We start from the raw sequence: 24,705 nt of genomic DNA on the forward strand, positions 1-24,705 counted from the left end.
TTGCTGCTATGATCGGCATCGCTCAGTCCGGTTGGTGATTTGTTTGGTTTGGCGATTGATCAGATCGCATAACTCGGACTGAGTTCCCTTCGAGTGATCTACTATTTGGCGAAGCTATTTAGGGGAATATGAATTCAATCACCCTGGAGAGATGTCATGTTCTATTTTCCTCAGATGCTGCGAAAACTCCTGACGTTATTTCTCATTATATCCGTTGGTATGATCCCTCTGCTTTCCTCGGCAGAAACAACGTCTCCTGGCTCGTTAGTAGAAAAAACGACGCTGGATGCGAAAAATGGCTTACAGGAGGCGGCAGAACAGTATCTGATTCGATACCGTTCGTTGAGTGGCGTGGATGGAAAAAGCCCACGGGAAGATACCGCTGCCGTTTTCATCCCGAAAGGCGAAACGCCAAAAGGGGGCTGGCCTGTCGTGGTATGGACACATGGGACGGTGGGCGTACAAACAACCTGTGCCCCTTCTCTTAATCCGCATTCAGGGCGTGATGGGCAGTATCTGAATACGTGGCTATCGCTGGGGTTTGCCATCGTGGCACCAGACTATGCGGGGCTCGGGTCTGCCGGTTTGCATCACTACCTCAATGCACGTGGAGAAGCGTGGAGCGTGTTGGACAGCGTGAAAGCCGCGCTTAGTGCATTCCCGCTACGCAATCAGTTGACCCTTGTGGGGCAGTCGCAAGGGGCACATGCGGCCTTTGCGAGCGCGGGCTACCAGCCTGACTATGCGCCGGATCTGCATATTGTCTCAACGGTGCTGACCGGCGTACCTTATTTTGACGATAAGACCTCTGCCGCGGCAATTTTTGCCGGGGATGCAGGGGTGAAAGAGGGCGGCGATCCTAAGATTCCCTATGCGATGTACATCTATCTGTCCGCTGCCGATACGACAAAAGGGCTGAATGTTGATGGTTATTTTACGCCGAAAGCCGCTGCTGATGTGTCCGCCGCGCGTGAAATGTGCATCGACGAGTTAACGAAAAAAGTGATGGACGATGGCCTGAATGCGGGCAATAGCCTGAAGCCTGCAACACAGGGATTACTGGAAAGTCAGACGCCAAGTTTGCGCTATAGCACCCTAAAAATCGCCCATCCGGTATTCATTGGAACTGGCACGCAGGATATTGATGTGCCCACCATTATGCAGCGCGTATTCGCGCGTGACGTGGCTAAAGCAGGAACGTCGGTTGAGATGCATGAATATAAGGGGCTAGATCACACAGGAACCATGAATGTTTCACTGCGTGACCCGGTTCCTTTCGTACTGAGAAATTTGCACGCTGACGCGAAAAAACACTAAGCGACATCTTATGCCAACGCCGTGCTGCGACCGCCGGTTAGGATCGGAGGGGCAATAAGCCTTGGCATATCTGATCGCAAATATGCAAGCAGACAATCAATACTGGCGTACTGCAAATAATGCGCAAGAAAAAGCCCGAAGTTTCCTTCGGGCTAGCGCGACGGAGAACGAAAATTAAACGGCTTCGTTTTCGTCGGTGTAGCGTTTGGCTTTGTAGGCCGGGTGCATCAGGTTCTGGATGGAGAAAATGTCGTCCAGCTGTTCTTCGGTCAGCAGGCCGCGTTCCAGCACCACTTCACGCACGCTCTTACCCGTTTCGGCACAGATTTTCCCGACGATATCGCCGTTGTGGTGGCCGATGAACGGGTTCAGGTAGGTCACGATACCGATAGAGTTGAAGACGTAAGCTTCACACACTTCTTTGTTGGCGGTGATGCCGTCAACGCATTTTTCCAGCAGGTTGTAGCAGGCGCTGGACAGAATCTGGATGGATTCGAACATCGCTTGGCCGATAACCGGTTCCATCACGTTCAACTGCAACTGACCCGCTTCTGCCGCCATGGTGACGCAGGTATCGTTGCCGATGACTTTGAAGCAGACCTGATTGACCACTTCTGGTACCACTGGGTTAACTTTGGCTGGCATGATGGAGGAGCCTGCCTGCAGTTCCGGCAGGTTGATTTCGTTCAGGCCAGTGCGCGGACCGGAAGACAGCAGGCGCAGGTCGTTACAGATCTTCGACATTTTAACTGCGACGCGTTTCAGGGCGCTGTGCATCATCACGTAAGCGCCACAGTCGGAGGTCGCTTCGATCAGGTCTTCAGCCGGTACGCAAGGCAGGCCGCTGACTTTTGCCAGATGTTGAACAGCCAGCTTCTGGTACTCATCCGGCGTGTTCAGGCGCGTACCGATGGCGGTTGCGCCCAGGTTCACTTCCAGCAGCAGCTCGGCGGTGCGCAGCAGGTTACGGTTTTCTTCTTTCAGCAGCACGTTGAACGCGTGGAATTCCTGACCGAGGGTCATCGGCACGGCGTCCTGCAACTGGGTGCGGCCCATTTTCAGGATGTTTTCGAACTCTTTTGCTTTGCGCTCAAAGCCATCGCTCAACTGGGTAATCGCTTCGACCAGTTTCAGAATAGAGGTGTACACCGCGATACGGAAGCCGGTTGGGTAGGCATCGTTGGTGGACTGGCATTTGTTCAGGTGGTCGTTCGGGTTCAGGTATTGGTATTCACCTTTCTGGTGACCCATCAGTTCCAGACCGATATTCGCCAGCACTTCGTTGGTGTTCATGTTGACTGACGTACCCGCACCGCCCTGATAGACATCGACAGGGAATTGGTCCAGACACTTACCGTTATTCAACACTTCGTCACAGGCTTGCAGAATGGTATCGGCAATTTTACGTGGGATGGTTTGCAGTTCTTTATTCGCCAGCGCGGCCGCTTTTTTTACCATCACCATGGCACGGACAAATTCTGGAATATCGCTGATGGTGCTATTGCTGATATAAAAGTTCTCAATCGCACGCAGCGTATGGATACCATAATAGGCATCGGCAGGGACTTCACGGGTACCTAACAGGTCTTCTTCAATACGGATATTCGTTGACATGATTCTTCTTCCTTTTTCTTGTTCGATGTACATAGCATCGTTTTCAATATTAAGACTATGATTTTTTAGGGTTTGTCTTTCCTGTTTTTTGATTTTCAGGTAACACGAACCCATCACGATTTGTATAAAATCATGACTAAAAAGCGTTCTCGGGGAGACGAACATTGAATTAGCATCGTTAAATGGCTAGTGGTGGATATGTTCCTCCATTTTCTGTCTCCCAATCGTTAATAGGTTATTCGGTATTATCCGGATTGATCTCAACCAGCTTTTCTATTCCGCGGTTCAGCGTTTTCAATTTTGGAATAAATACGGTTTTAATAATGTCATGTGTGACATCACACGCTTCTTCAAAGAACGCGCTGTATTCATCACGGTGCCCGACAATATACAGCGAGCGCTTGATATTCAGCTGTTCCGGCATATGCGTTAGCACCTCACGGGAGTGTGCAACGGATTGCAGGAAACTGAGCGGAGTGGTTACCGCCCAACCGATACCTGCCGCCACCATCGACGTTAAGGTATCTGCGTTATCAAATTCGAGCATGTTCGGTACGCGGACATCGATGCGTCGCAGGTAACGCTCAATCTGCATCCCAATCTGCGAGTTCCGGTTAAAGCGCACCAGCGGTAGTGCGGCGGAAAGCTCACGGATGTCCTCAACCGTTTTGATGCGTTTGCGGTAATCCGGCGGCGTGATAATGAAATAGCCTTCGGAAAACAGCTGATGACGCACCACGCTATCGCTGTCGATCAGTGGGTCACTGGTGACGATCAAATCCAGCTCGCGTCGCATTAACGCTTCACCCTGCTGCGGGCTGAGCCCGGTACGAATCAGCAACTGCGATGAACTCTTCATCAAACTCTTGGTAAACACCGAACCGCAGGTGATAGCAAACGAATCCACCAGGCCGATACGCAAGTCGGGTTTAATCCCTTTTCCTGCTTCCAGCACCTGCGCCTTCAGGTTCGCAATCTCCTCCGTCAGGATTTCTCCCCGGTTTTTCAACGCAATGCCGTAAGGCGTCAGGACAAAGGGGCGACGGGCCCGGTTTACCAATTTGACGCCGAAATCTTCTTCCAATAACCGGATCGTTTGCGAAATGGCAGAAGGCGTCAGGCCTAGCCGCGTGGCGGCTGCCGTCATGCTTCCTGCTTCCGCCATCGTCACAAAAACATAGACGGCGTACATATCGATCGATTTATTGGCGGACACTGTGCGTTTAACCATGTGAGTTTGCCTACGCTGCAAGGTGAATGTCGTCGAAATATGAAGCGTTAGTCTATCTCATCTCGCTGACTACGACCTCGCTAACTGATGTCAGAATAGTCGGCTAACTTCAGAAAAAATACAGGTTGCATCACTGATTAATTTTTTCTTATTTCTAGCTTTAGCGGATCTGAAGATGAAGCATGAAGAGGGCTTGAGCACTGCCTGTCAGGGTGTTTCAGCTATTTCCTCCCCTTGTGCAGGGGAGGGCCGTAGTAGGGTAAAAAAGCATAACCCTAAATGGCATAACATCTTGTTTTACTGTGTTGTAAGAGGCGCGTCGCTCACTGGCGTTACTGTTCGGACGTGGCGTTCAGCCTGTTCACACATTTCCAGCAGTGCTGGAATCAGGTGCGCGGTGGCGTTGAGGCAGGCACCGAGCTGGCTGAGGCTTTCTTGCGGCAGTTCCACGTCGTTTTGTAGTGTGTCGCCGAGGTAATGCAGGCCGTGGCACAGGCCTTCGACCGATTCGGCGGCAATTGCGCCGAGGTCGCAGAGCTGAACATCATCTAACTGCGCGAAAGGCAGGTTGGCGATCAGGTCGCGGAAAATGGTAATGGTGCTGTCAGCAGGTGTGGCGTGAGTGTCCGTCATGTTTGAATCTTCCATTGCTAGATAATTATTTCATCACGCCTTCAGGTTCCAAACTAAAGGTGTGACCCAGACAGGGTTGGAACACCGGATCTAGCGACCGGCCAACCTTGCGGTTGCCCTGCCTGAGCCACGGATTAGAGTGTGCACGTAGCCCCTGAAAAAACAAAGCGTTTTCAGTTCTAGATAGTCGGGGTTCCAAGCCCGGCTGCGGATGTTGCCGCAGCACAGAGACTCTATTCCAACGATGAAAAACGTGAAATAGGGTGGATGGATTTACAGTGGAATTACAGCGTGTTTTGGAATGAAGGTCGCAGAAACAGGCTTGAAAGCCTCCGCTGGCAAACCGCGATACACGGGGCGACCACAGGGGTGAGGCCTCCCTGCGTGAACCTCCCCCTGTGTTTCCCCTAAAATGGGGAGACTATGCTGCCTGTGGGGCGGAAAAGCGTTCTGTTTATCGAGCGGTATCTTATGGAACCCATCAGCTCAACACATGATATCGATAAAGCATTTTCTCAAGGTCCTGTTTCATGCTGACGAAAAGCAGGATCTCTATGATTCTGCTTTCTTCATCAACATCATACAAACAGCGAAAGTCATCTTCTACTGAGAGACGCTCACGGAGCGCGATGCCATTATCGGATAATATTGCATTATGCCTGTAGCGGATAGGATCTTGAGAAATGGCCTGTATGGATGATAAGAACAACGATTCAGACCATGTGGCGGCTTGTTCAATACCGATATAGTGAGATTTATAAGACTCAGCATCCTGCAAAGACCAGACAGCCGTGGGGGCGACTTTAATGGTGTACGAACTGGCCAAATTGGCTCCTTATTTACGTTCGCGCTTCACGTAATTTCTGTAGGGCTTCCTCGGCGGACATTCCCTGACCGTTTTTAATTTCTTTTTTGGCAGTCATCACTAGTTTCAAGAGTGCGTTAGATTGCCTTTCTCTTTCTCTTTCAAGCAGTTCTGCTTCCCGTTCTGCCGCTGTTTGCACAAAGAGTTCTGCGGAACCATTTTTCGTTACATAAACGCCCCCCTGAAATAGTTCAGGGTTGCCAAGGCCTTCACGGGCCGACTTCTGAGACATTGTGGTTTTCATATCATCTGCCTTAATTAAAACAATTGCTTATGTTGAATATGGCTATAAGCGGTAGACTTCTGCTATGTGACGATAGCGAGTAATTTTCATTTTGCTGTTGCCTTGAGAATAACAGAGTAATGATATCGTAGCCTACACGGAAGGTATAAATTTATGATGAATTTATACCCGCTTCAACCCCTCCCAGTTCAGCCCAAAACGTGCCAGATATTTACGCAGCCGATCGGCGTCGTTAGGCTTTTGTTTTTGCTGGCGTGAGACGGCGAACAGGCGTCGGCCGGCTTCGGAGAGCGAATTGGCGGTGCGACAGACGTCGAGCACGGTTTCAAGCTGGCGCTGTTCGAAGAGGTCGATGTTGGCGAGTTCGGGCGGTAGCTCGGATAGCGCGGTTGTCGGGGTATCGCTTTGCCAATTGGCCCGCAGGCGCGTGATTTCTTCCTCTACCAGTGCCACGGTGATGCGTCCTTGTTCCGCCAGCGTCGCCATGCGGGCGATGGAGGAGCCGAGTTCGCGGAAGTTGCCGCGCCACGCGGCCTGCGATGAGCAGGCAAACGTGAGATAGCGCTGCCGTGCGTCTTTATCGAAGCGGATCTGCGTTTGGTGATCGCGTGCGAAGCGCTGGAGTTCGAATTCAATGTTCGGTTCGATATCTTCTCGACGTTCCGCCAAGCCCGGCAGGGGGAAGGTCCACATGTTAATACGGGCGTAGAGATCTTCACGAAATTTGCCCTGTGCGATCCACTCACGCAGGTTGCGGTGCGTGCCAGCAATCAGTTGGAAATTGCTGCTGACTTCTTTATCCGAACCAAACGGTAAAAAGCGTTTTTCTTCAATCGCCTTGAGCAGCATAGCTTGTTCATCTAGCCCGAGTTCGGCGATCTCATCCAGAAACAGCATCCCGCCGCCCGCTTCACGTAAGAGCCCCGTTCTTGCTTGTAATGCGCCGGTAAATGCGCCTTTCACATGGCCGAATAATGTCGACATCGCATTGTCGCCGCGCAGCGTGGCACAGTTAACCGCAACAAACTGACCGCTGACCAGATGGCGAGATTGACGTAACTGATAGATGCGTTGGGCCAGAAAGGATTTCCCCGCACCGGTCGGGCCGGTCAGGAGCATCGGCGCGGTAGAACGCAGCGCGACACGTTCAATCTGGTCGATCAGCGCGTTGAACGTACTGTTGCGCGTCTCGATGCCCGATTTCAGGAATGAGACGGAACGCTCCTGCTCGTGTTGGAAACGGCTGGTGAGGGTCGCGTAGCGGCTAAGATCCAGATCGATAACGGCATAGATGCCTTGCGGTGCCGGGCGATCCGCTTTCTCCCCCGGCGCGGTTTGCAGCAGCTTGGCGGGCAGGTAGCGGGCTTCGGTCAGCAGGAACCAGCAAATCTGCACGACGTGAGTGCCGGTGGTGATGTGAACGAAATACTCTTCGTTCTCAGTATCGAACGGGTAGCGGCTCGCAAAGTCCAGAAAAGCGCTGTAGACCTCTTCCAGATTCCACGGATCGCGGAGCTCAACGGCCTGAAGCGTGACCCGCGTGGCGGGTGACACCACGGCGATATCCTCTGCCACCTGTTGTGCCATTCCCTCGTTGCGTGACTGGTGCAGCAGTTCCAGACGGTCGACTGGAAAATCGGGCTGCTGGCAGAGGCCGACGGTAGGCCGCCATTTTGTCCAGCGATTCTCCCGTTTACCTCGTTTGTCCAACGTGGTGCCCAGCACACCAATGACGACGCGACGCTTCATTTTATACCTTCATATAAATTATTATCCTATAGAATAAATTTACCGGTTCTTTTGCTTCGTTGCTAGTTTGCATAATTTGTTTTTTAACTATTAATTATCAATTGGTTATATTTTTATTTTGTTGTTTTTAGAAAATTGGCACGCCTTTGGCAATACCTATAGCGAATAATGACAAACAAAGAGAATGAAAATGGAAGAAATGAAAACGCAGGATTACGACATGATGTCGCCCGTGAATAGCGCACCGGTAAAAATGTGGACGCAGGGCGTGCCTGTGGAACCAGAAGCCCGTGATCAACTGCTGAATACGGCCAAAATGCCGTTCATTTTTAAACATCTGGCGGTGATGCCGGATGTACATCTGGGAAAAGGATCGACGATTGGTAGCGTGATCCCTACGCGTGGCGCGATTATCCCGGCGGCGGTCGGCGTGGATATCGGCTGTGGGATGATTGCGGTGCGTACGTCACTGGTTGCCAGCGACTTGCCGGATAATCTGCTGGGGCTACGTAGCGCGATTGAACAAGCGGTGCCGCACGGACGTAGCGTAACGCGTTCCAAACGTGATGTCGGTTCCTGGCAGAACCCGCCGCAGACGGTGGATGCGCACTGGTCACTGCTGGAACCGCGTTTTAAACGTTTGACGGATAAATACCCGCAGTTGCTGAAAACCAACAACTATCAGCATCTGGGGACGTTAGGAACGGGTAACCACTTTATTGAAATCTGTCTGGATGAAGTGGATAGCGTGTGGGTGATGTTGCACAGCGGGTCACGTGGTGTGGGGAACGCGATTGGGTCGCTGTTCATCAAGCTGGCGCAGGAAGATATGCAGCAGCACATTGCGAATCTGCCGGACCGTAATCTGGCGTATTTCGAGGAAGGTAGCCTGCACTTTGACGATTACATTGAAGCGGTGGAATGGGCGCAGGATTTTGCTCGTCATAACCGTGAAGTGATGATGTCGCATACGCTGGCGGCGCTGTCTCGAATTGTGACGAAGCCGTTTACCACCCAGCAGGAAGGCGTGAACTGCCACCATAACTATGTGCAGCGCGAAACGCACTTTGGTGAATCGGTGCTGATCACTCGTAAAGGGGCGGTGTCGGCGCAGAAAGGCCAGATGGGGATCATTCCGGGGTCGATGGGCGCGAAGAGCTTTATCGTGCGCGGATTGGGGAACGAAGAGAGCTTCTGTTCCTGTAGCCACGGCGCGGGAAGAACCATGAGCCGTACCGCCGCGAAAAAACGCTTCACCGTAGAAGACCAGATTCGCGCGACCGCACACGTCGAGTGCAGAAAAGACAGCGACGTTATCGATGAAATCCCGATGGCGTACAAAGATATCGATAAGGTGATGGCGGCACAGTCATCGCTGGTGGAAATTGTGCACACGCTGCGCCAAGTGGTGTGTGTGAAAGGATAAGATCATGATGGAACACGATTATCGCGTCGATGCGACTATGCGGACGCGGGTGAAATTAGTCTTACAGGATGTGGAAGAACGTTATCAGGTGAAGGTGCTTTATGCCTGCGAGTCGGGGAGCCGTGGCTGGGGATTCTCCTCCCCAGATAGCGACTACGATGTGCGCTTTCTCTACGTGCATCGGCCAGAGTGGTATCTGCGCGTTGAGCCGCAGCGCGATGTGATAGAGCTGCCCATTGACGATGAACTGGATGTTTGCGGTTGGGAATGGCGTAAAGCGCTTGGCCTGCTCAAGCGGGCTAACCCGACGCTGATCGAATGGCTGGATTCACCCGTTGTCTATCAGGAGGATCGGGAAACGGCGTCCGCTCTACGGGCAGCGGTGCCGACGTGGTTCTCCCCGTCCAAGGCGCGCTGGCACTATCTGTCGATGGCGCGCAAAAACTTTCGCGGCTATCTGCAAGATGAAACGGTGCGCCTCAAAAAGTATTTTTACGTCCTGCGTCCGCTGCTGGCGGTACGCTGGATAGAGGCAGGCAAAGGTATGCCGCCCATGCGTTTTTCGCAGTTGCTTGCGGGAACGGTAGACGACCCATATCTGCTGGCTGAAATCCATCAGTTGCTGGAGATCAAACAGCGTTCGGGTGAGGCGGAATACGGCCCGCGGCGGGAGGTGATCCACGCGTTCATCACGAAAATGCTGAACGATGCTGATAACCCTGCTGTTTTACCAGACAGTCAGTCTGTTGACGACACGATGCTGGATGCGCTGTTGTACCGGACGGTGATGGCGTAAGCATTGATATGGAAGCGAAAAAAGAGAAGGTAAGGAATATGGCATCGTACGATTTACTACTGCACCAGTTAGAAAAGTTGGTGGCCTCACCAGATAACTATTATCGGCCCGCGCAGGCTGATGCACTGGGTTCAGCGTCACACCTGATAACGCTCACGCGCCACTATAACGGGCATATTCGGCAGCGTGCGGTGCTGTGTCTGGGCTTCATGAACGAGGTCTCGGCATTGCCAGCGCTGATTGAACGAGTAAACGATTGGGCTGAACCGGTGCGCCGTGCGGCTAAGCAGAGCGTGCGGCTGCTGTTAACGTCTGATAACACCGCGTCTTTTGTCGCCAACTTGCCTGCAATTTTCTGGTTGTTGCAGTGTCAGCGGGAAGATCATCAGCCGCTGGTGGATGAAATCGTGGGTTTTCTGTCTGAGGAAGCGCACGTGCCGTCGCTATTCGCGGGGTTGTGTTCGGAAGACAAAACTGTTGCCCGACTATCATTGGATATTCTGGCTGAGCGTGAGCGGTTCCCGTTGAAGCAGATCTTTGAGCAGGCAATGTTGCATCACGATCCGTTAGTCAGAGCGAACGCGGCGCGGTATCTGCTAAGTGCGGACAAGGACGTCGATCGCGACGTGTTGACCATTCTGTTGAAAGACTCGTTCGCCCCCATCAAGCAGGTGGCGTTGCAGTATGTGATAGACAATGCGTTCCCCGTGTCTGAGTCTCAACTGATTGCCTTACTGTTTGATAAGAATGCATTGGTGCGTCAGCGAGCCTCAGCGTTACTGCGCGAACGAAACGACGATCCGGTTGCGCATTATCTTGCCGCACTGGATCGGGCGAGTACCGTTACCGTGCGCAAAATCACGCTATGGGGGCTGGATGAGCATCGCTATTACGGCATTGTGGCGCTGGCGGAGCGCAATCTGGACGAATGTTATCCCAGCCTTTACTACAGTGCGTTGCGCATTCTTATTCTGCGTACGGGTGACGATGCACGTGAGCGACTGCTGGATTCTCTGCGCAATCCTTCGATTGCTATTACGAAGGTGGCACGGAAGCTGTTTTACCAGCAGAAAATTTATCTGTCGCTGTCTGAACTTCAATGTTGTCTGGACCGCGCGTCTTCCAGAGAACACGTTGAGGCGTACTACTTTCTAGCGCATAAGCTGAACAAATGGGATTGGCTGGTGTTCCTGCTGGATAATGCTAAGTCACAGAATACTGCATTCACGCAGGCTGGCGTGGCGTACTGGGTACAGCGGTTCAACCGTTCGGGCATGTTACCAAATACCCGACAGCAGGCGCGTCTGCGGACGCTGCTTGATGAAAACCCACGCGTCATCTCGCGCGACAGCCCCTATATCGCCCTGTTTTTGTATAGTTGATTTTCGTATGAAAAAAGAACAGGAAAAAGTGGAGAGGATCGCGTAGAGTGACAACACAATTGACACCACGGAGGCGGAAATGAGTACCATCCATTTCAGAATCGATGAAGAAACCAAGCAACTGGCGATGCAGGCTGCGGATCGTCATCAAGTGAGCCTGACGGAGTTGATGCGGCAACGAGCAGAGGAATTGGCTGAAGAAGAGCGTCAGTATCAGCGCAACGCGGGTGATGAATGGCTGGAAGCGCAGATTCAGGATGCGTTTTCTCGTTATGATGCGGGTGAAGGTGAGTTCGTCAGTAATGAAGACGTCAGTCAGAGAATGGATGCATTGAAAGCGCGGGCGGCGCGGGGTGAGCTGTGATATTTAAGGTCCGGTGGGAGAAGCAGGCACTGGCAGATCGCGAAGGAATATACCGCTATCTGTATAAAGAGGCTGGGTTGGATGTTGCGAATGCGGCGGATGACAAGTTTATCTCATCGGTATCGTTGCTCGAAGCCACGCCAGAAGCCGGTCTTGATATCGGAAAATCGGGGGAACGGCGGAAATTGGTCCTGACGCGATTCCCCTTCATTATTATTTATGCACTCAAGCGAAAGATAAATGAAGTGCATATCCTGCGTATATTACATACCTCCCGCAAGCTATCGGCATCTTACCGATAACCTCTTTACCCCTACCCCAAAAAAATATGCTCACGATGGAATGCCATCTGTGACAGGTTGGGCGGGTAGGTGTCTGGCACGTGGATTTGTTTGCCTTCGTACTGGGCGAAATTGACGTCGCTGATAGCGCTTTTCAGCTTTTTGATGCGTGGAGAAAGCAGCATTTCCAGCGAATCATTGAAGCTGATGAGTCCCATATCAAAGGCTTTGTCGTGCAGGTTGGACAGGCAGAGACCGTTGCTGGGATCGAGGCGATATTCTGCCGCTGTTTTCCACGGTTGAATATGGCTGGCGACCAGTAGCGCGGGCTCTTCCAATCCTGTCACGCAGCAGCGTTCGCCGTAGTTGCTGAGTACGCGTTTGCGGAATAGCTGCTGGCCAATGCGCGTTTTTACCTGTGTAAGGCGTTCTCCGCCGTGATAATCAGGGATTTCGCTGTCGTTGGCATGGAACGGTGTTGTTGTCGCTGCCGCCGCTCCGGCTTCGAGCGATACCATCGCCTGTTGGCACTGCTGTTCAAATAGTTCAGGATTGCTGCCCATCTCCTGCCACAGCGCGCGGTCAGCGTTGGAGGCACCACGCAAGCCAGTACGACCGGAATCGATAATAAACGGATCGAGGCTAGCCAGATTAACTAGCTTCATCGCCAGTGCGGAAGGCGTACGGTTAATCAACCCAGCATAGTAAATGATATCGGGATTACGCGAATGTAGCCTGCCAAACGGTAGCTGACTGTACAGGGTGAAGGCGATCAGGAGCTGATCTCGCGTCCAATGGTTGGTGGCAGCCATGCGTGTGTCGTCCGTTCGTTAGCGCATTCGGTTAGTGATAACGCTAACTATGCCAGGTCAGTTGGTAAAATGCATGTGCTTGCCTTCGGCTGGATAATTGGTGCGGGCTGCGCTAACGTTCTGACAGCCTTCCCATCATGATGCGAGAGACTATGTCCCGTTCTTCTATTCCCTTGTTTCGTCCCCTGTGTGCGCTGGCTCTGCTGGTGCTGGCCGGCTGTGCCAGCAAGACTGCGACGACACCGGAATCGCGGCCTGCGGATGTCCGTGCTCAGCTACTCAAGCTGCTGCCGGACAACGTGAAAGATCGTCAGGGCTGGGCGACCGATATCGCCACGGCGTTCACCACGCAGGGACTCGATCCCAGCAATGAAAATCTGTGTTCGGTACTGGCTGTAACCGAGCAGGAATCGACGTTTAATGCCGATCCGCAGGTGCCGAATTTGTCGAAAATTGCCTGGCAAGAGATTGACCGCCGAGCTGAGAAAGTTCATGTACCGGCGTTTCTGGTGCGTACCGCACTGCTCATCAAATCCCCGAACGGAAAAAGCTACAGCGAGCGGCTTGATAAAGTGCGTACCGAAAAAGAGCTCAGCGCGATCTTTGATGATTTCATCGACATGGTGCCGATGGGGCAGACGCTGTTCGGTCGGCTGAATCCGGTGCATACCGGTGGGCCGATGCAGGTGAGCATCGCGTTTGCGGAAGCTAACGCGAAGGGCTACCCGTATACCGTGGACGGCACGATTCGTCAGGAGGTGTTTAGCCGTCGTGGTGGGATGTACTTTGGCATCAAACACCTGCTGGGTTATCCGGCGAATTATCCGCAGTCGCTATACCGATTCGCGGATTTTAACGCGGGATGGTATGCCAGCCGAAATGCAGCGTTCCAGCGTGCTGTTAGCCGTCTGACGGGGATCAAGCTGGCGCTGGACGGTGACTTAATCAACTACGGTTCGGATAAAGCCAGTGCTACGGAGCTGGCGGTTCGCGCGTTGGGGAAGCGGTTGGACATGAGTGACAGTGCAATTCGTCGCGCGCTGGAGAAGGGTAATAGCCTCGATTTTGAAGACACCAGCCTGTATGAGCGCGTCTTTGCTCTGGCGGATAAATCGGGTACGAAGGCGCCGCGCGCCATCCTGCCGGGAATCATGCTGGAAAGCCCGAAAATCACGCGCAAGCTCACCACGGCGTGGTTTGCACAACGGGTCGATGATCGTCGCCAGCGGTGTTTGGTAAGAGCTAAATAGGCAAACGCCCCACCGAGGGCGTTGCCGTTATTATGGTGAGTCGTGCGTCAAACCGGCCACTGGCTGAGTTTGATGCCGCGTTCTTGCGCATTCTCGCGGAAATCTTCCAACATTGTGCGGACATCGGGGTCGATATAGTCGGCGTTGTCGTGTTCCACAATCACGACGCTGTTGGCGGGGATCTTGTTGAGCAAGCCTTGCAGACGCGGGTTGTGTACAAACGTCAGGTTCTGCTGAAAGCTCAGGACAAAATGGTCGCCGTAGCGTGTGAGCTGCATCGCGTTGCGGTGGCTTTTGTAAATGCTGAAGGCCAACTGGGTCACGATGCCAATCCCGATGCCTGCCAGCATCCCAAACACAATGATCCCGACAACAGTCGCGGCGAAAGGCACGAACTGTTGTAAACCCTGACGCCACAGCAGCAGGAACTGTTGCGGAGAAGCCAGCTTATAGCCAGTATACAGCAGCACGGCTGCCAGGCTGGCAAGCGGAATGACGTTGAGCAAGTCGGTCATAAACAGGCCGCAAAGCAGTAGCAGCACACCGTGTAGCAGGATGGAAAATTTGGTACGCGCGCCGGCATTGACGTTGACGGAGCTGCGTACGATCACGGCAGTAATCGGCAATCCGCCCAGAAAACCACTGAGCAGGTTCCCGATACCTTGCGCACGCATCTCTTTATCCGGCGAAGGCGCAGGGTGCTGTGGACGAATTTTCTTCAGCGCTTCCTGACTTAACAAGGTTTCCAGGCTAGCCACCAGCGCCAGCGTTACCGCGACGACATAAACCGCCGGGTTCTTCCATGCCTGCCAGTCAGGACGCGTCATCTCCCCCATCAACTGTTCCAGACTGCCAAATTCCGGCAGGACAATACGCGGTAGGTTATCGACCATTTCGGAGGACAAGCGCTCACCGTAGACGGTAAAGAGTCCGCCAAAGAGCACAGCGACCAGTGGGCCGGGAAGCCAGCTAAATGCGCTGATTTTCTGCACGGGCTTGGTGGTCCAGAGCCAAAGAATTGCCAGCCCGACCAGGCAGACGGTCAGCGCGCTGGCGGAGAATCCCGGTTCGGAGGCGTCGAAGAGCGATTTCAGGCTGTCCTCTCCATCCGAACCGAAGGCGAGCGGGATTTGCTGAAGAATCAGCAGGATGCCGATAGCAGACAGCATGCCTTTAATCACGGTGCCGGGGATGAGCGTAATGAAACGCCCGGCGCGCAGTAGGCCCATAATGCATTGCAGCACTCCTGCGAGCATGATCGCCAATAGCAATGCCGAAAACGATCCCAGGCTGGCGATAGAGCCGGAGACGATAGTAACCAGACCGGCGGCAGGGCCGCTGACGGCGTAGCGAGATGGACTGAACAGGGTGACGACGATACCGCCGACGACGCCGGTCAACAGACCGACAAAAGGAGGAAGACCACTGGCCTGCGCGATACCGAGGCTCAGCGGCAGGGCAACAAGGAAGACGACGAGCCCCGCAGGGATATCATGTCGGAGTGTGCTCAGATTCATGGGGATGCCTCCTGTTTCTGGGCGTGACGGTGGATGAGTTCTTTTAGGTGGCCGCTATGCAGGTCGTAGACGCAGCCGAAAACATCAAGATCGACGCCATTGCGCCAGGCTTTTTGCACCGGTTCACAGGCTATCAGGTGGTCGAACTGTGCCAGCACGTTGGCTTCCACCAGTTGATTCTGGCGCGTGCTTTCATCGGCATCGCTATCTTGCGAGGCAGCAATATGCGGCGAAAGTGCCTGACGCAGATCCGTGATGCGGCGAGAAAGGGCGGAATCCTCCTGAGCGAGTCCCATGTCGGGTAGGTTCACTGCCGCCTGAACACCGCCACAGCCATAGTGGCCACAGAGCACGATGCGGGAAACATGCAGGTATTCGAGGGCATATTGCAGCACGCTCATGAAATTATCGTCGTCTGTCACCACCATATTCGCGATATTGCGGTGAACAAAAAGCTCGCCGGGAGCAGAACCCGTCAGCACTTCGGCAGGAACACGACTGTCTGAACAGCCGATCCAGAGTGAGTGGGGCGTCTGGCCCTGCGTGTGCTTTCTGAAATAGTGGGGATGGCGTTGGCGACGCAACGTAGCCCAACTACGGTTTTTGGCTAATAGGGGTTTTAATGTCGTCAAAGTAAACTCTCTCTTTAGAAAACACAGGAATATTCCCGCCCAGTTGGGAAGGAAAACGGAATCATTAATTATTAGCCTTCACTTAATTAAGGTGTGCATAATTAAATTTAGTTCTGGTGTTTTCTAAATCGTGACGCTTATTGAGAATTTTCTTATATTTTAATTTTTTATTTATATAAATGAATTATTATTTAATTCCTTTAAAAACAATATTTTGTGATTTATTTCCTTATGATAAGAAAAAGATATTTTACTTAACCTCCTTTGAGGTTAGGTATTTAATGTTGCATTGATATTGCAATTTACATCCTTATTGTCAGGCCTTTTTATATAAAGTAATGCGTTATCGACATCCACTTTAATTAGTTAATTAAAGTGACGAGGGTACCAATTATAATTATGTTTGGAAATATAAAATGGATTTTATCTCTATTAACCCAATATAAAGTGTGGAAATAAATAGAAGAGATAAAGAGGGAATATAAAGGAGAGATAGAGGGGGACGTGATGAGGGATATATCGTCTAAATAATTAAATGGAGCCGGGCTACATCGCCCGGCTAAAAGGACAGAAAGCATTACTGTTGGTCTATGCGCTACCTTGATAACAGCGCTTGCCGCAAAGGCTGCTGCGGTGCGTTGTCGTCAACCTTGAAGCGGCTGACCAGCGATTCCATTTTAATCGCCTGTTCATCCAGTAACTGGCTGGCAACGGAAGCCTGAGAAACCAGCGTCGCATTCTGCTGCGTGACCATCTCTAGCTGGCTGAGCGCTTCGTTAATTTGCGCGATGCCCAGCGATTGCTCATCGGCGGCGACCGCGATTTCATTCACCAGATCGCGCACTTTACGGGTACCTGCGACGATATCGTTAATCCCCCGGTTCGATTGGTTCACCAGCTTTGTCCCTTCGCTGACGCTGGCAATGCTGTCGGCGATGAGCGCGCGGATTTTGCCCGCTTCGTCGGCACTTCGCTGCGACAGCTGACGTACTTCCGCCGCGACGACAGAGAACCCGCGGCCATGCTGCCCCGCTCGTGCGGCCTCAACCGCCGCGTTCAGCGCCAGCAGGTTGGTCTGAAAGGCAATCGCATCAATGGCGGAAACCACCGCGTTCACGCGCTGGCTGGCATCCTGAATTCTTTCCATCGCACCGCTGGCCGATTCGGTAATGGTGCCGACACGATGAGCCTGATCGTCCACCTCGGTGGTCAACTGACGCGCCTGTCCGGCAAAGTCGGCGGTTTGTTTTACCGTAACGGTAATCTCTTCCATGCTGCTGGCGGTTTGCACCAGCGAAGCGGATTGCTCTTCGGTACGCTGCGCCAGATCCTGATTGCCGTTGGCGATCTCGCTGCTGGCTTGTCCGATCGTCTGCGAGCTGCGCTTAATACTCACCACCATATCGGCGATGTTTTCCAGTGAGGCGTTGTACGCCTGATTCAACTGCGACAGTTCGTCGGTTCCCGGCACGCGCAGGCGGCGCGTAAGATCCCCGCCCATCTCGCGAATGGTCGTCAGCGTTTGTTGAAGCTGCTCGTTGATGCTGCGCATGACCATGGAAGCCAGACCGAGTGCCATGAGCAGAGAAACCAGCGCACCGGCCAGATAGCTAATCCAGGACTGGCGCGCCTTGGCGGCTAAGGTATTCACCTGTGCCGTCAGATCGTTGGTGGCGAGCTGTTCAACCTTTTTCAACTCATCGATTTTTGCCGTTTGTTGGTTAAACCACTGGCTCGCATCGATACCAAAATTGCCGCCGGGAGAGGCGATGGCCTTATTACGCATCTGAAGTGCGCTTTGTGCAGAAGGATTGTTGAGAGCCTGCTCAAAAGCCCTGCGCAGCTCGGGATTGGCGAACATATTATAGGCTGTGGTATAGGCCTCTCCTCGGCCAATCATCTGATTCAGACGTTCGAACATTCCGGCAGCAAAGCTATTGGCAGAGAACGTGTTGGAGAGCACGGCGCGTTCAAGCCCGGCCTGTTCTTTGACGTTCAGCAGGTTGTAATAGGCCGCCAGCCGCTGGGCGATACCGCCGTCACTGACCAGATGAGTCATGTCCCCGACGATATTCAGCAGATAGCTGACGGAATCGGAATAGTAGCCGATGGCTTGGGCAACGGGTATCGATATGCTATCGACACTGCGGCGATGCTCTACGAGCTGTTGCATTTTCTGCGTGACGCGCCCGAGCTCTTCGCTGACGGCGTCCCCAAGCTCGGCGCGGCTCAGGTTTGCGGCGGTTTGCTCAAGCACCTGCTGTGCCCGATCGGTGGCTTGCCGCTGCGTGGTAAGCTCCGGGCCAAAATTTTTCCCCTGACTGCCAAAATAGCCTGCGCTCAAGCCGCGCTCACGCTGTAACTGGTGAGCGTACTCGCCTGCATCGCGCGCCAGCGTGATGAGCTTCTCCATACGGATCATTTCATTTTCTGTGCTGCGGCGTTCCACCACACCCGAAAAACTGAACCAGAGAAGGGCAAGGATGGGCGGGAGAAGGGCAAGAATGAACTTACTACGGATCGAGATGTGATGAAGGGATTTCATAGGTGTGCTCCATAGCCTGCAAGTCGTCCGTTCCTGACATGTGCAGTTTGCAAAAGTAGACAGGGGTTTATTCTAGTTTCGGCCTAATAATGTAATGTTTTAGCGTTGAGGCTCTCATTTCCTTAAAAAAACATGCCTATTTTAATTACCACCATAACAATAAATATATATTTCTTATTATTTAATTGCTTATATCTTTTTTCTCTGTTTTTTTGCGATAAGATCGTTAACTTATATTACATCTAAGGTGGTATATATTTTGATATCTTATGAGTATTTTTACGGTCTAGATGACAGTAAGAAGCATCGTGACGCTAATCACTGAAATCAGGGTTAGAAAGAAGACAACGATCCTGAATGCATGGCGAGAAGGTTTCATAGCGGCTCCTGATTTGGCGGGCGACAGCGCACCCGCCGGAAGAGGTAAAGAAGGGATCAGAACCACTGGTCGAAGCGGCGAATATAGGCGCGTTTGACCAGTTGAGCGACGGTACAGTAGCCAATCAGCGTGGCAGCCAGCCACGGGAAATATTCCCACGGCAGCGGCTGTAAACCGACCAGCGGCCCCAGCGGGGAGAACGGCAGATAGATACCCAGCGCCATCACCAGCCCGGTCATCAGCATCACCGGCAGCGCAGCCGTACTCTGAATGAACGGGATCTTCTGGGTACGCAGCATGTGCACTACCAGCGTTTGTGATAGCAACCCCTCAACGAACCAGCCTGACTGAAACAGGGCCTGATGCTCTACGCTGTTGGCGGCAAACACAAACCACATCAGCGCGTAGGTGGTGATGTCAAAAATCGATGATGTCGGCCCGATACACAGCATGAAGCGACCGATATTTTTGGCATCCCATTTGCGCGGTTTACGCAGGAATTCCTTATCCATTTTGTCCCACGGCAGCGACAGCTGAGAGATGTCGTACATCAGGTTCTGAATCAGCAGATGGATCGCCAGCATCGGCAGGAACGGAATAAAGGCGCTGGCGACCAGCACTGAAAACACGTTGCCGAAGTTGGAGCTGGCAGTCATGTTCAGGTATTTGATGATATTACCGAATGTCTCGCGCCCTTTGATGACGCCTTCTTCCAGCACCATCAGGTTCTTTTCCAGCAGAATGATATCGGCCGATTCCTTGGCGATATCCGTGCCGGTATCGACAGAAATCCCGATATCCGCATCGCGCAGGGCGGGAGCATCGTTGATACCGTCGCCCAAAAAGCCGACCGTATGGTTATTCCCTTGCAGCGCTTTCAGCACGCGAGATTTTTGCAGCGGCGTCAGCCGGGCAAAAATGGTGCGCTGTTCTACCAGCACGCCGAGCTGCTCATCGCTGAGCGCATCGATAGCGTTGCCTTCCAGCACCTCGCCCGGTTCCAGCCCGACATCGCGGCAGATCTTGCTGGTAATAATCGCGTTATCGCCCGTCAGAACTTTCACCGTCACGCCGTTTTCATGCAGGGCGCGAATGGCGGCAGAGGCGCTTTCTTTCGGCGGATCGAGGAACGTCAGCAGGCCGCAAATTGTCAGGTCGCGTTCATCCTCGGCGCTCAGCGGCAGCGTGCTGCCCACCGGACTCAGTTCACGGGTGCCGATCATCAGCACGCGGAACCCTTGCTGGTTGTAGTTTTCCGCTAGCGTTTTCAGCGTACTGCGGCGCTCGTCGTCCAGTTCATACCGTTGTCCGTTTTCACTCACGTGCGTAGCGACCGCCAGCATTTCTTCTACCGCGCCTTTGCAAATCAGGCGTTGCTGGTTGTGTTCATCGGCAACGATGATGGACAGACGGCGGCGAATGAAATCAAACGGTAGCTCATCGATTTTGCGATAGCGACCCAGTGCGGCGATGGCCGGATTATGACGACCAAAATGCATGATGGCCTGATCCATCAGGTTTTTCATGCCGCTCTGGTGCGCGCTGTTGAGCCAGGCGAGCTGGAGTACGCTCGCGTCGACCTGACCCTGCGTATTCAGATGATGTTCAAGGATGATGCGATCCTGCGTCAGCGTGCCGGTTTTGTCGGTGCACAGGACGTCCATCGCGCCAAAGTTCTGAATCGCGTTCAGCCGTTTGACCACCACTTTACGCCGCGCCATGGCGATCGCGCCTTTTGCCAGATTCGAAGAGACAATCATCGGCAGCATTTCCGGCGTCAGGCCGACAGCGACCGCCAGCGCAAACAGGCTCGCCTCCATCCAGTCGCCTTTGGTGAAGCCGTTAATCAGCAGCACGACAGGCACCATCACGATCATAAAGCGGATCAGCAGCCAGCTTACGCTGTTCACGCCGCGATCGAAGGCGGTTTGGGAACGGGTGCCGACAATCGATTTTGCCAGCGATCCAAAGTAGGTGTGGCTGCCGGTCGCCACGACGATGGCCGTTGCCGTGCCGCTGGAAATGTTGGTTCCCATCAGACAAATGTTGGACAGCGCCAGCAGATCGCTCTCGCCGCCGCAGCCTGCGGGCTGACAGCCTTTGGCGCTGATATCGCTGAAGACGTCGTATTTTTCGATCGGCAGCGATTCACCGGTCAGGACGGCCTGACTGACGAACAGATCGCGTGATTCCACCAGCCGAACATCCGCTGGCACCATATCGCCGGCGGAAAGCGTCAGAATATCGCCGGGAACCAACTGCTGAAGCGGAATTTCCTGCATGACGGCGGTGGCGCTGGCGTGAGGGCGGCGCAGCACGGTGGCCGTTGTCCGCACCATCGATTTCAGTGCTTCGGCGGCTTTATTGGTCCGAAACTCCTGCCAAAAGCGCAGCAGGCCGCTCAGGCTCACCATCACCAGAATGATGATCACACCAGTGAGCGACGTCTCTTCATTATGGCGCAGCGGTAGCCAGTAATCGGTGAAAAAGCTGATCGCGGCCAGCGCCATCAGTACGTAAATAAACGGGTTATTAAACGCGGTGGCCAACTGTACCAGCGCGTGCGGCGCTTTTTCATGGGCGACGCGGTTTTCGCCATAGGTTTGCTGGCGCTCAATGACGTCATCATGGCTTAAGCCGTGCAGATGCGTATTCAGGTTAGCCAGTGTTTGATCGAGGCTGTTTTGCGCCTCGCGGGCAATCGCAAAGGTGGCCGTGGGTGTCTTACGGGCGCGGCGATACCCCGTTTGCGTGATCATATCGGTCATGATGCTGCTCTCTTAATGTTGCCTGTCCGCCGCGCACGGGCGCGCATCCCGGATAAAGGGACGTAAAGCGGAAAAAATTAAGGTATTAAGGAAGGTAAACGGCGCAGACGGAGAGAACAGAGAGGTCGGGGAAGAAGACGGTCCTTATTCTAACGGATGCGGTTTACCGGGCCATCGAGGGTGCTCGTCCATGTTGTCTCCTTATCGCCGTGCGGCGAGATGTAAAAATAGTCGTCAACTGACGAAACAGATTGCGCAGAAACCTGATACGTAGAAAACGGGTACGTAAAAACACAGCACGTAGTGTAGTGGTGCAACTATAACCCCATTTGCCTAAACCAGACGTCAACGTTTGTTCATGAAGCAAACAGGGTGAGTTAGTAGTTATTAGAAATAATAGAGCTCAGAAATAGGTGGCTGCCCCGCCGGGTTGCTGGCGGGGCAGAGGAGAATTAATGGATTCTCAGCATGTGATCCTGATTAACTTTGAAGAAACGAACCGCATCACGTAGCTGTGCACCCTGCTCCGTCATGGCGTGTGCTGCCGTGGCGGATTGTTCAACCAGCGCGGCGTTTTGCTGAGTGACCCGATCCATTTGTTCTACCGCCACGCTAATTTCTTTGATGCCGATATGCTGCTCGTTGGAGGCCTGAGAAATCTCGGCCACGATATCCGTGACCTTTTTCACCGACAGCACAATCTCCGACATCGCCTGGCTGGCTTTGTCTGCCCGCGCTGAGCCGTCGGTAATCTTCTCGACGGTGCCTTCGATCAGCGTTTTGATCTCTTTGGCGGCGTTGGCGCTCTTCTGTGCCAGCGTCCGGACTTCGCCTGCTACGACGGCAAAGCCTTTCCCTTCGCTACCCGCTCTTGCCGCTTCTACTGCGGCGTTCAGTGCAAGGATATTGGTCTGGAAGGCAATTCCTTCGATCACGGCGATAATATCGACAATCTTCTGCGAACTGTCGGAGATCTCATGCATACGCTTGAGCATGTCGTCCACGATAAGCCCGCCCTGAGAAGCCGTTTCGGAGGTTTGCTGCGCCAGTTGGCTGGCTTCTTTGGCGTTATCCGCATTCTGGCGTACGGTGTGCGTCAGTTGCTGCATATTAGCCGATGCCTGAATCAGCGAAGCCGCCTGCTCTTCGGTACGCTGCGACAGGTCGCTGTTGCCCTGAGCAATCTCGTTGGACGCCAGCGAGATGGATTCACTGCCGCTCATGATGGTATGCACGATGCTCATCAACTGCTGGTTCATGTAGTTGATGGAGGCCAGCAGGCTGCTGTTGTCCCCTTGGCGCAGCTGGATTTGCGCTGTCAAATTACCGGAGGCAATCTCCGTCATGATTTCCTGAGCGTAATGCGGGTCGCCGCCGAGCTGGCGCGAAATATTACGTGAGATAACGGTCGCGATAACGGCCGTCGTCAGCAGGGCGAGCAGCAGCAATCCCCAGACAGAGTATTGTGACGTCCGATAAGTCGAATCGGCACTGACAACGATATCTTTTGCCGTCGCCACTTCCATATCTACCAGTCGGGCCAGATCTTTCATTAGCTGACTACGATATTTGGATGAGCTTGCCCCGCTGATTTTACTCGCTTCAACCAGATCGCCCCGATTGACGGTATCAACCAGCGTGGTGTTGACCGCGTTAAAGCCGGAGAAATTTTCGCCAATGACCTTAATCAGCGCTTTTTTATCCTCGCTGTTAGCTACGGTTTGGTAGTTCTTAAATGCAGCAAGAAAGGCATCGGCATTTTGCAGTAATTCTTTGCGATGACCTTCGCGCTCTTCAGGCGTTTTGGAGTCGATATATTGTATTTGCTGCAAACGCGTTTCAGACAGCGCGCCACGCATTTCCAGGCTATATCGCACGCCGGGCAGGCTGCTGCTGCTTAATTCATCAATACGGTTATTATTAACGCTAAGCTGAAGTAGTGAAACCACACCTAATAACAACATCATGGCTATCAGGACGGAAAAACCGAGTAATAACTTAGAGAACACTGTGAGTTGGGAAAATTTCATCGTTATTCTTATTGATTATAGAGAGAAGGTAGTAGTGATAACGGCAAAGAAAATAAGATCTTTATAATACGTAATTCGATAAAGAGAGGTTGGTGAATAAACGGAACTTAATAATAATCAGGTTCATTATGGCGACACTAAATTCTGTTTATTTTTAAACTGGCAATGGATTGTTTTTAAGTGAAGTGTGGTTGTTAAGGATTGTTTTAATAAATGTTTTTATTTTTAATGTGAAAGATGGATATTTCACAAATAGGAAAAATAAAATGTGATAGCCATCAATAATCGATAATTATTTATACCGTTAAAGTCACGATTATAGGTAACGGGAATCATTAATTAAATGACACATTATTTCTTTTTTATAGTTTCAACTTTATAGCTTCAACAATAATGACGCAGCGGTAATGTTATTACCGCTACACGATGATGCGTGGTTCAGAGAATGCGTTAGTCCAGATAGAACACCGGTTCCAGCGCATCACTAACCGGGCTGTTATCAGGGTTGGCGGGCATGACGTCGCTCATGTGCTTCCACCAGCGCTGGCAGACGTCCGTTTGTGCAATCGCTTCCCAGCGAGCTTCGGATTCGACCTCGACATAGCCGAACAGCAGATTGCGCTGCTTATCCAGAAAAATGCTGTAGTGGTGTGCACCGTGATTCTTGAGCACCTCGGCCAGCTCCGGCCAGATAGGATTGTGGCGACGCTGATATTCATCGTGGCTGTCAGGAAAAACTGACATCACAAAAGCCTTACGCAACATGGATGAATCCCCCGTAGTCGTTGGCAGAACGCCACGGCAGTGAGGCCGTGGCGAGTTGAGGCTGAAGCTAATGTTATGCTGAAAGTAGTTTATGCTTAAAATCTG

Annotated in this window: 20 protein-coding genes; 7 read left to right on the forward strand and 13 right to left on the reverse strand. The window is 52.7% G+C overall.

Features of this window, described 5'->3' with window-relative positions:
- Window positions 1-156 precede the first annotated feature (156 nt).
- The gene (locus Q3A88_RS18840) at window positions 157-1,317 is read left to right on the forward strand and encodes a lipase family protein (protein WP_317178426.1); all 1,161 of its coding nucleotides are present in this window, start codon (window positions 157-159) and stop codon (window positions 1,315-1,317) included.
- Between the two features lie 174 nt (window positions 1,318-1,491).
- On the opposite strand, the gene aspA is transcribed toward Q3A88_RS18840, so the two are convergent.
- The 6 genes from aspA to rtcR all read right to left on the reverse strand — a co-directional run bounded on the left by aspA (window position 1,492) and on the right by rtcR (window position 7,653).
- Entirely contained in the window at window positions 1,492-2,931 is a 1,440-nt protein-coding gene (aspA, locus tag Q3A88_RS18845; protein WP_014913979.1) for an aspartate ammonia-lyase, read from the reverse strand.
- 235 nt (window positions 2,932-3,166) lie between these two features.
- Window positions 3,167-4,162 (reverse strand): LysR family transcriptional regulator, encoded by a 996-nt coding sequence (locus tag Q3A88_RS18850; RefSeq protein WP_014913980.1) that lies wholly within the window; start codon window positions 4,160-4,162, stop codon window positions 3,167-3,169.
- 297 nt (window positions 4,163-4,459) lie between these two features.
- The gene (locus Q3A88_RS18855; protein WP_317178427.1) at window positions 4,460-4,795 is read right to left on the reverse strand and encodes a hypothetical protein; all 336 of its coding nucleotides are present in this window, start codon (window positions 4,793-4,795) and stop codon (window positions 4,460-4,462) included.
- A 481-nt stretch (window positions 4,796-5,276) separates the two neighbouring features.
- On the reverse strand, window positions 5,277-5,621 hold the full coding sequence (locus Q3A88_RS18860) for a type II toxin-antitoxin system RelE/ParE family toxin (RefSeq protein WP_110162784.1): 345 nt from the start codon (window positions 5,619-5,621) through the stop codon (window positions 5,277-5,279).
- 13 nt (window positions 5,622-5,634) lie between these two features.
- Complete coding sequence (locus tag Q3A88_RS18865) at window positions 5,635-5,904, reverse strand: hypothetical protein (protein ID WP_039462890.1); 270 nt, start codon at window positions 5,902-5,904, stop codon at window positions 5,635-5,637.
- Window positions 5,905-6,066: 162 nt separating this feature from the next.
- On the reverse strand, window positions 6,067-7,653 hold the full coding sequence (rtcR, locus tag Q3A88_RS18870; RefSeq protein ID WP_317178428.1) for an RNA repair transcriptional activator RtcR: 1,587 nt from the start codon (window positions 7,651-7,653) through the stop codon (window positions 6,067-6,069).
- Between the two features lie 190 nt (window positions 7,654-7,843).
- Here rtcR and Q3A88_RS18875 point away from each other — a divergent pair, with 190 nt between their 5' ends.
- The 5 genes from Q3A88_RS18875 to Q3A88_RS18895 all read left to right on the forward strand — a co-directional run bounded on the left by Q3A88_RS18875 (window position 7,844) and on the right by Q3A88_RS18895 (window position 11,923).
- On the forward strand, window positions 7,844-9,079 hold the full coding sequence (locus Q3A88_RS18875) for an RtcB family protein (RefSeq protein ID WP_410522771.1): 1,236 nt from the start codon (window positions 7,844-7,846) through the stop codon (window positions 9,077-9,079).
- A 4-nt stretch (window positions 9,080-9,083) separates the two neighbouring features.
- The gene (locus Q3A88_RS18880; RefSeq protein WP_317178429.1) at window positions 9,084-9,875 is read left to right on the forward strand and encodes a nucleotidyltransferase domain-containing protein; all 792 of its coding nucleotides are present in this window, start codon (window positions 9,084-9,086) and stop codon (window positions 9,873-9,875) included.
- A 38-nt stretch (window positions 9,876-9,913) separates the two neighbouring features.
- Window positions 9,914-11,257 carry a HEAT repeat domain-containing protein gene (locus Q3A88_RS18885; protein ID WP_317178430.1) on the forward strand — a complete coding sequence of 448 codons (1,344 nt, stop codon included), beginning with the start codon at window positions 9,914-9,916 and terminating at the stop codon, window positions 11,255-11,257.
- A gap of 79 nt (window positions 11,258-11,336) precedes the next feature.
- A complete protein-coding gene (locus tag Q3A88_RS18890) occupies window positions 11,337-11,621 on the forward strand; it encodes a damage-inducible protein J (RefSeq protein ID WP_039522416.1) in 285 nt (94 codons plus the stop codon).
- Window positions 11,618-11,923: a type II toxin-antitoxin system RelE/ParE family toxin gene (locus tag Q3A88_RS18895; RefSeq protein WP_317178431.1), complete on the forward strand. Its 306-nt coding sequence runs from the start codon at window positions 11,618-11,620 to the stop codon at window positions 11,921-11,923. Before Q3A88_RS18890 ends, Q3A88_RS18895 begins: the two co-directional genes overlap by 4 nt.
- Before the next feature lie 11 nt (window positions 11,924-11,934).
- On the opposite strand, the gene Q3A88_RS18900 is transcribed toward Q3A88_RS18895, so the two are convergent.
- Complete coding sequence (locus Q3A88_RS18900) at window positions 11,935-12,714, reverse strand: HNH endonuclease signature motif containing protein (RefSeq protein WP_317178432.1); 780 nt, start codon at window positions 12,712-12,714, stop codon at window positions 11,935-11,937.
- 152 nt (window positions 12,715-12,866) lie between these two features.
- Between Q3A88_RS18900 and Q3A88_RS18905 the strand changes: the two genes are divergently transcribed.
- Window positions 12,867-13,964 carry a DUF1615 domain-containing protein gene (locus Q3A88_RS18905; protein ID WP_317178433.1) on the forward strand — a complete coding sequence of 366 codons (1,098 nt, stop codon included), beginning with the start codon at window positions 12,867-12,869 and terminating at the stop codon, window positions 13,962-13,964.
- Window positions 13,965-14,011: 47 nt separating this feature from the next.
- On the opposite strand, the gene Q3A88_RS18910 is transcribed toward Q3A88_RS18905, so the two are convergent.
- From Q3A88_RS18910 to rhaM, 6 genes are all read right to left on the reverse strand, one after another.
- Window positions 14,012-15,481, reverse strand: a complete 1,470-nt coding sequence (locus Q3A88_RS18910; RefSeq protein ID WP_039279276.1) for a SulP family inorganic anion transporter — start codon at window positions 15,479-15,481, stop codon at window positions 14,012-14,014.
- Entirely contained in the window at window positions 15,478-16,113 is a 636-nt protein-coding gene (locus Q3A88_RS18915) for a carbonic anhydrase (protein WP_317178434.1), read from the reverse strand. The genes Q3A88_RS18910 and Q3A88_RS18915 overlap by 4 nt, the downstream gene beginning before the upstream one ends.
- A gap of 595 nt (window positions 16,114-16,708) precedes the next feature.
- The gene (locus Q3A88_RS18920; RefSeq protein WP_233990489.1) at window positions 16,709-18,658 is read right to left on the reverse strand and encodes a methyl-accepting chemotaxis protein; all 1,950 of its coding nucleotides are present in this window, start codon (window positions 18,656-18,658) and stop codon (window positions 16,709-16,711) included.
- Window positions 18,659-19,093: 435 nt separating this feature from the next.
- Entirely contained in the window at window positions 19,094-21,805 is a 2,712-nt protein-coding gene (gene mgtA / locus Q3A88_RS18925) for a magnesium-translocating P-type ATPase (protein ID WP_110162776.1), read from the reverse strand.
- 452 nt (window positions 21,806-22,257) lie between these two features.
- Window positions 22,258-23,835, reverse strand: a complete 1,578-nt coding sequence (locus tag Q3A88_RS18930; RefSeq protein ID WP_317178435.1) for a methyl-accepting chemotaxis protein — start codon at window positions 23,833-23,835, stop codon at window positions 22,258-22,260.
- Between the two features lie 450 nt (window positions 23,836-24,285).
- Window positions 24,286-24,600 carry an L-rhamnose mutarotase gene (gene rhaM, locus Q3A88_RS18935; RefSeq protein ID WP_010285280.1) on the reverse strand — a complete coding sequence of 105 codons (315 nt, stop codon included), beginning with the start codon at window positions 24,598-24,600 and terminating at the stop codon, window positions 24,286-24,288.
- Window positions 24,601-24,705 lie beyond the last annotated feature (105 nt).

It is taken from the genome of Pectobacterium sp. HCp5_1, assembly GCF_032905925.1.
GTDB classification, from domain to species: Bacteria; Pseudomonadota; Gammaproteobacteria; order Enterobacterales; family Enterobacteriaceae; genus Pectobacterium; species Pectobacterium brasiliense_A.

Excerpts from the sequence above, each read along its gene's own strand:
- Q3A88_RS18840 (WP_317178426.1), top strand. The coding sequence starts at position 157 with ATGTTCTATTTTCCTCAGATGCTGCGAAAACTCCTGACGTTATTTCTC.
- aspA (WP_014913979.1), bottom strand. The coding sequence starts at position 2,931 with ATGTCAACGAATATCCGTATTGAAGAAGACCTGTTAGGTACCCGTGAA.
- Q3A88_RS18850 (WP_014913980.1), bottom strand. The coding sequence starts at position 4,162 with ATGGTTAAACGCACAGTGTCCGCCAATAAATCGATCGATATGTACGCC.
- Q3A88_RS18855 (WP_317178427.1), bottom strand. The coding sequence starts at position 4,795 with ATGACGGACACTCACGCCACACCTGCTGACAGCACCATTACCATTTTC.
- Q3A88_RS18865 (WP_039462890.1), bottom strand. The coding sequence starts at position 5,904 with ATGAAAACCACAATGTCTCAGAAGTCGGCCCGTGAAGGCCTTGGCAAC.
- rtcR (WP_317178428.1), bottom strand. The coding sequence starts at position 7,653 with ATGAAGCGTCGCGTCGTCATTGGTGTGCTGGGCACCACGTTGGACAAA.
- Q3A88_RS18875 (WP_410522771.1), top strand. The coding sequence starts at position 7,844 with ATGGAAGAAATGAAAACGCAGGATTACGACATGATGTCGCCCGTGAAT.
- Q3A88_RS18880 (WP_317178429.1), top strand. The coding sequence starts at position 9,084 with ATGATGGAACACGATTATCGCGTCGATGCGACTATGCGGACGCGGGTG.
- Q3A88_RS18885 (WP_317178430.1), top strand. The coding sequence starts at position 9,914 with ATGGCATCGTACGATTTACTACTGCACCAGTTAGAAAAGTTGGTGGCC.
- Q3A88_RS18890 (WP_039522416.1), top strand. The coding sequence starts at position 11,337 with ATGAGTACCATCCATTTCAGAATCGATGAAGAAACCAAGCAACTGGCG.
- Q3A88_RS18900 (WP_317178432.1), bottom strand. The coding sequence starts at position 12,714 with ATGGCTGCCACCAACCATTGGACGCGAGATCAGCTCCTGATCGCCTTC.
- Q3A88_RS18905 (WP_317178433.1), top strand. The coding sequence starts at position 12,867 with ATGTCCCGTTCTTCTATTCCCTTGTTTCGTCCCCTGTGTGCGCTGGCT.
- Q3A88_RS18910 (WP_039279276.1), bottom strand. The coding sequence starts at position 15,481 with ATGAATCTGAGCACACTCCGACATGATATCCCTGCGGGGCTCGTCGTC.
- Q3A88_RS18920 (WP_233990489.1), bottom strand. The coding sequence starts at position 18,658 with ATGAAATCCCTTCATCACATCTCGATCCGTAGTAAGTTCATTCTTGCC.
- mgtA (WP_110162776.1), bottom strand. The coding sequence starts at position 21,805 with ATGACCGATATGATCACGCAAACGGGGTATCGCCGCGCCCGTAAGACA.
- Q3A88_RS18930 (WP_317178435.1), bottom strand. The coding sequence starts at position 23,835 with ATGAAATTTTCCCAACTCACAGTGTTCTCTAAGTTATTACTCGGTTTT.
- rhaM (WP_010285280.1), bottom strand. The coding sequence starts at position 24,600 with ATGTTGCGTAAGGCTTTTGTGATGTCAGTTTTTCCTGACAGCCACGAT.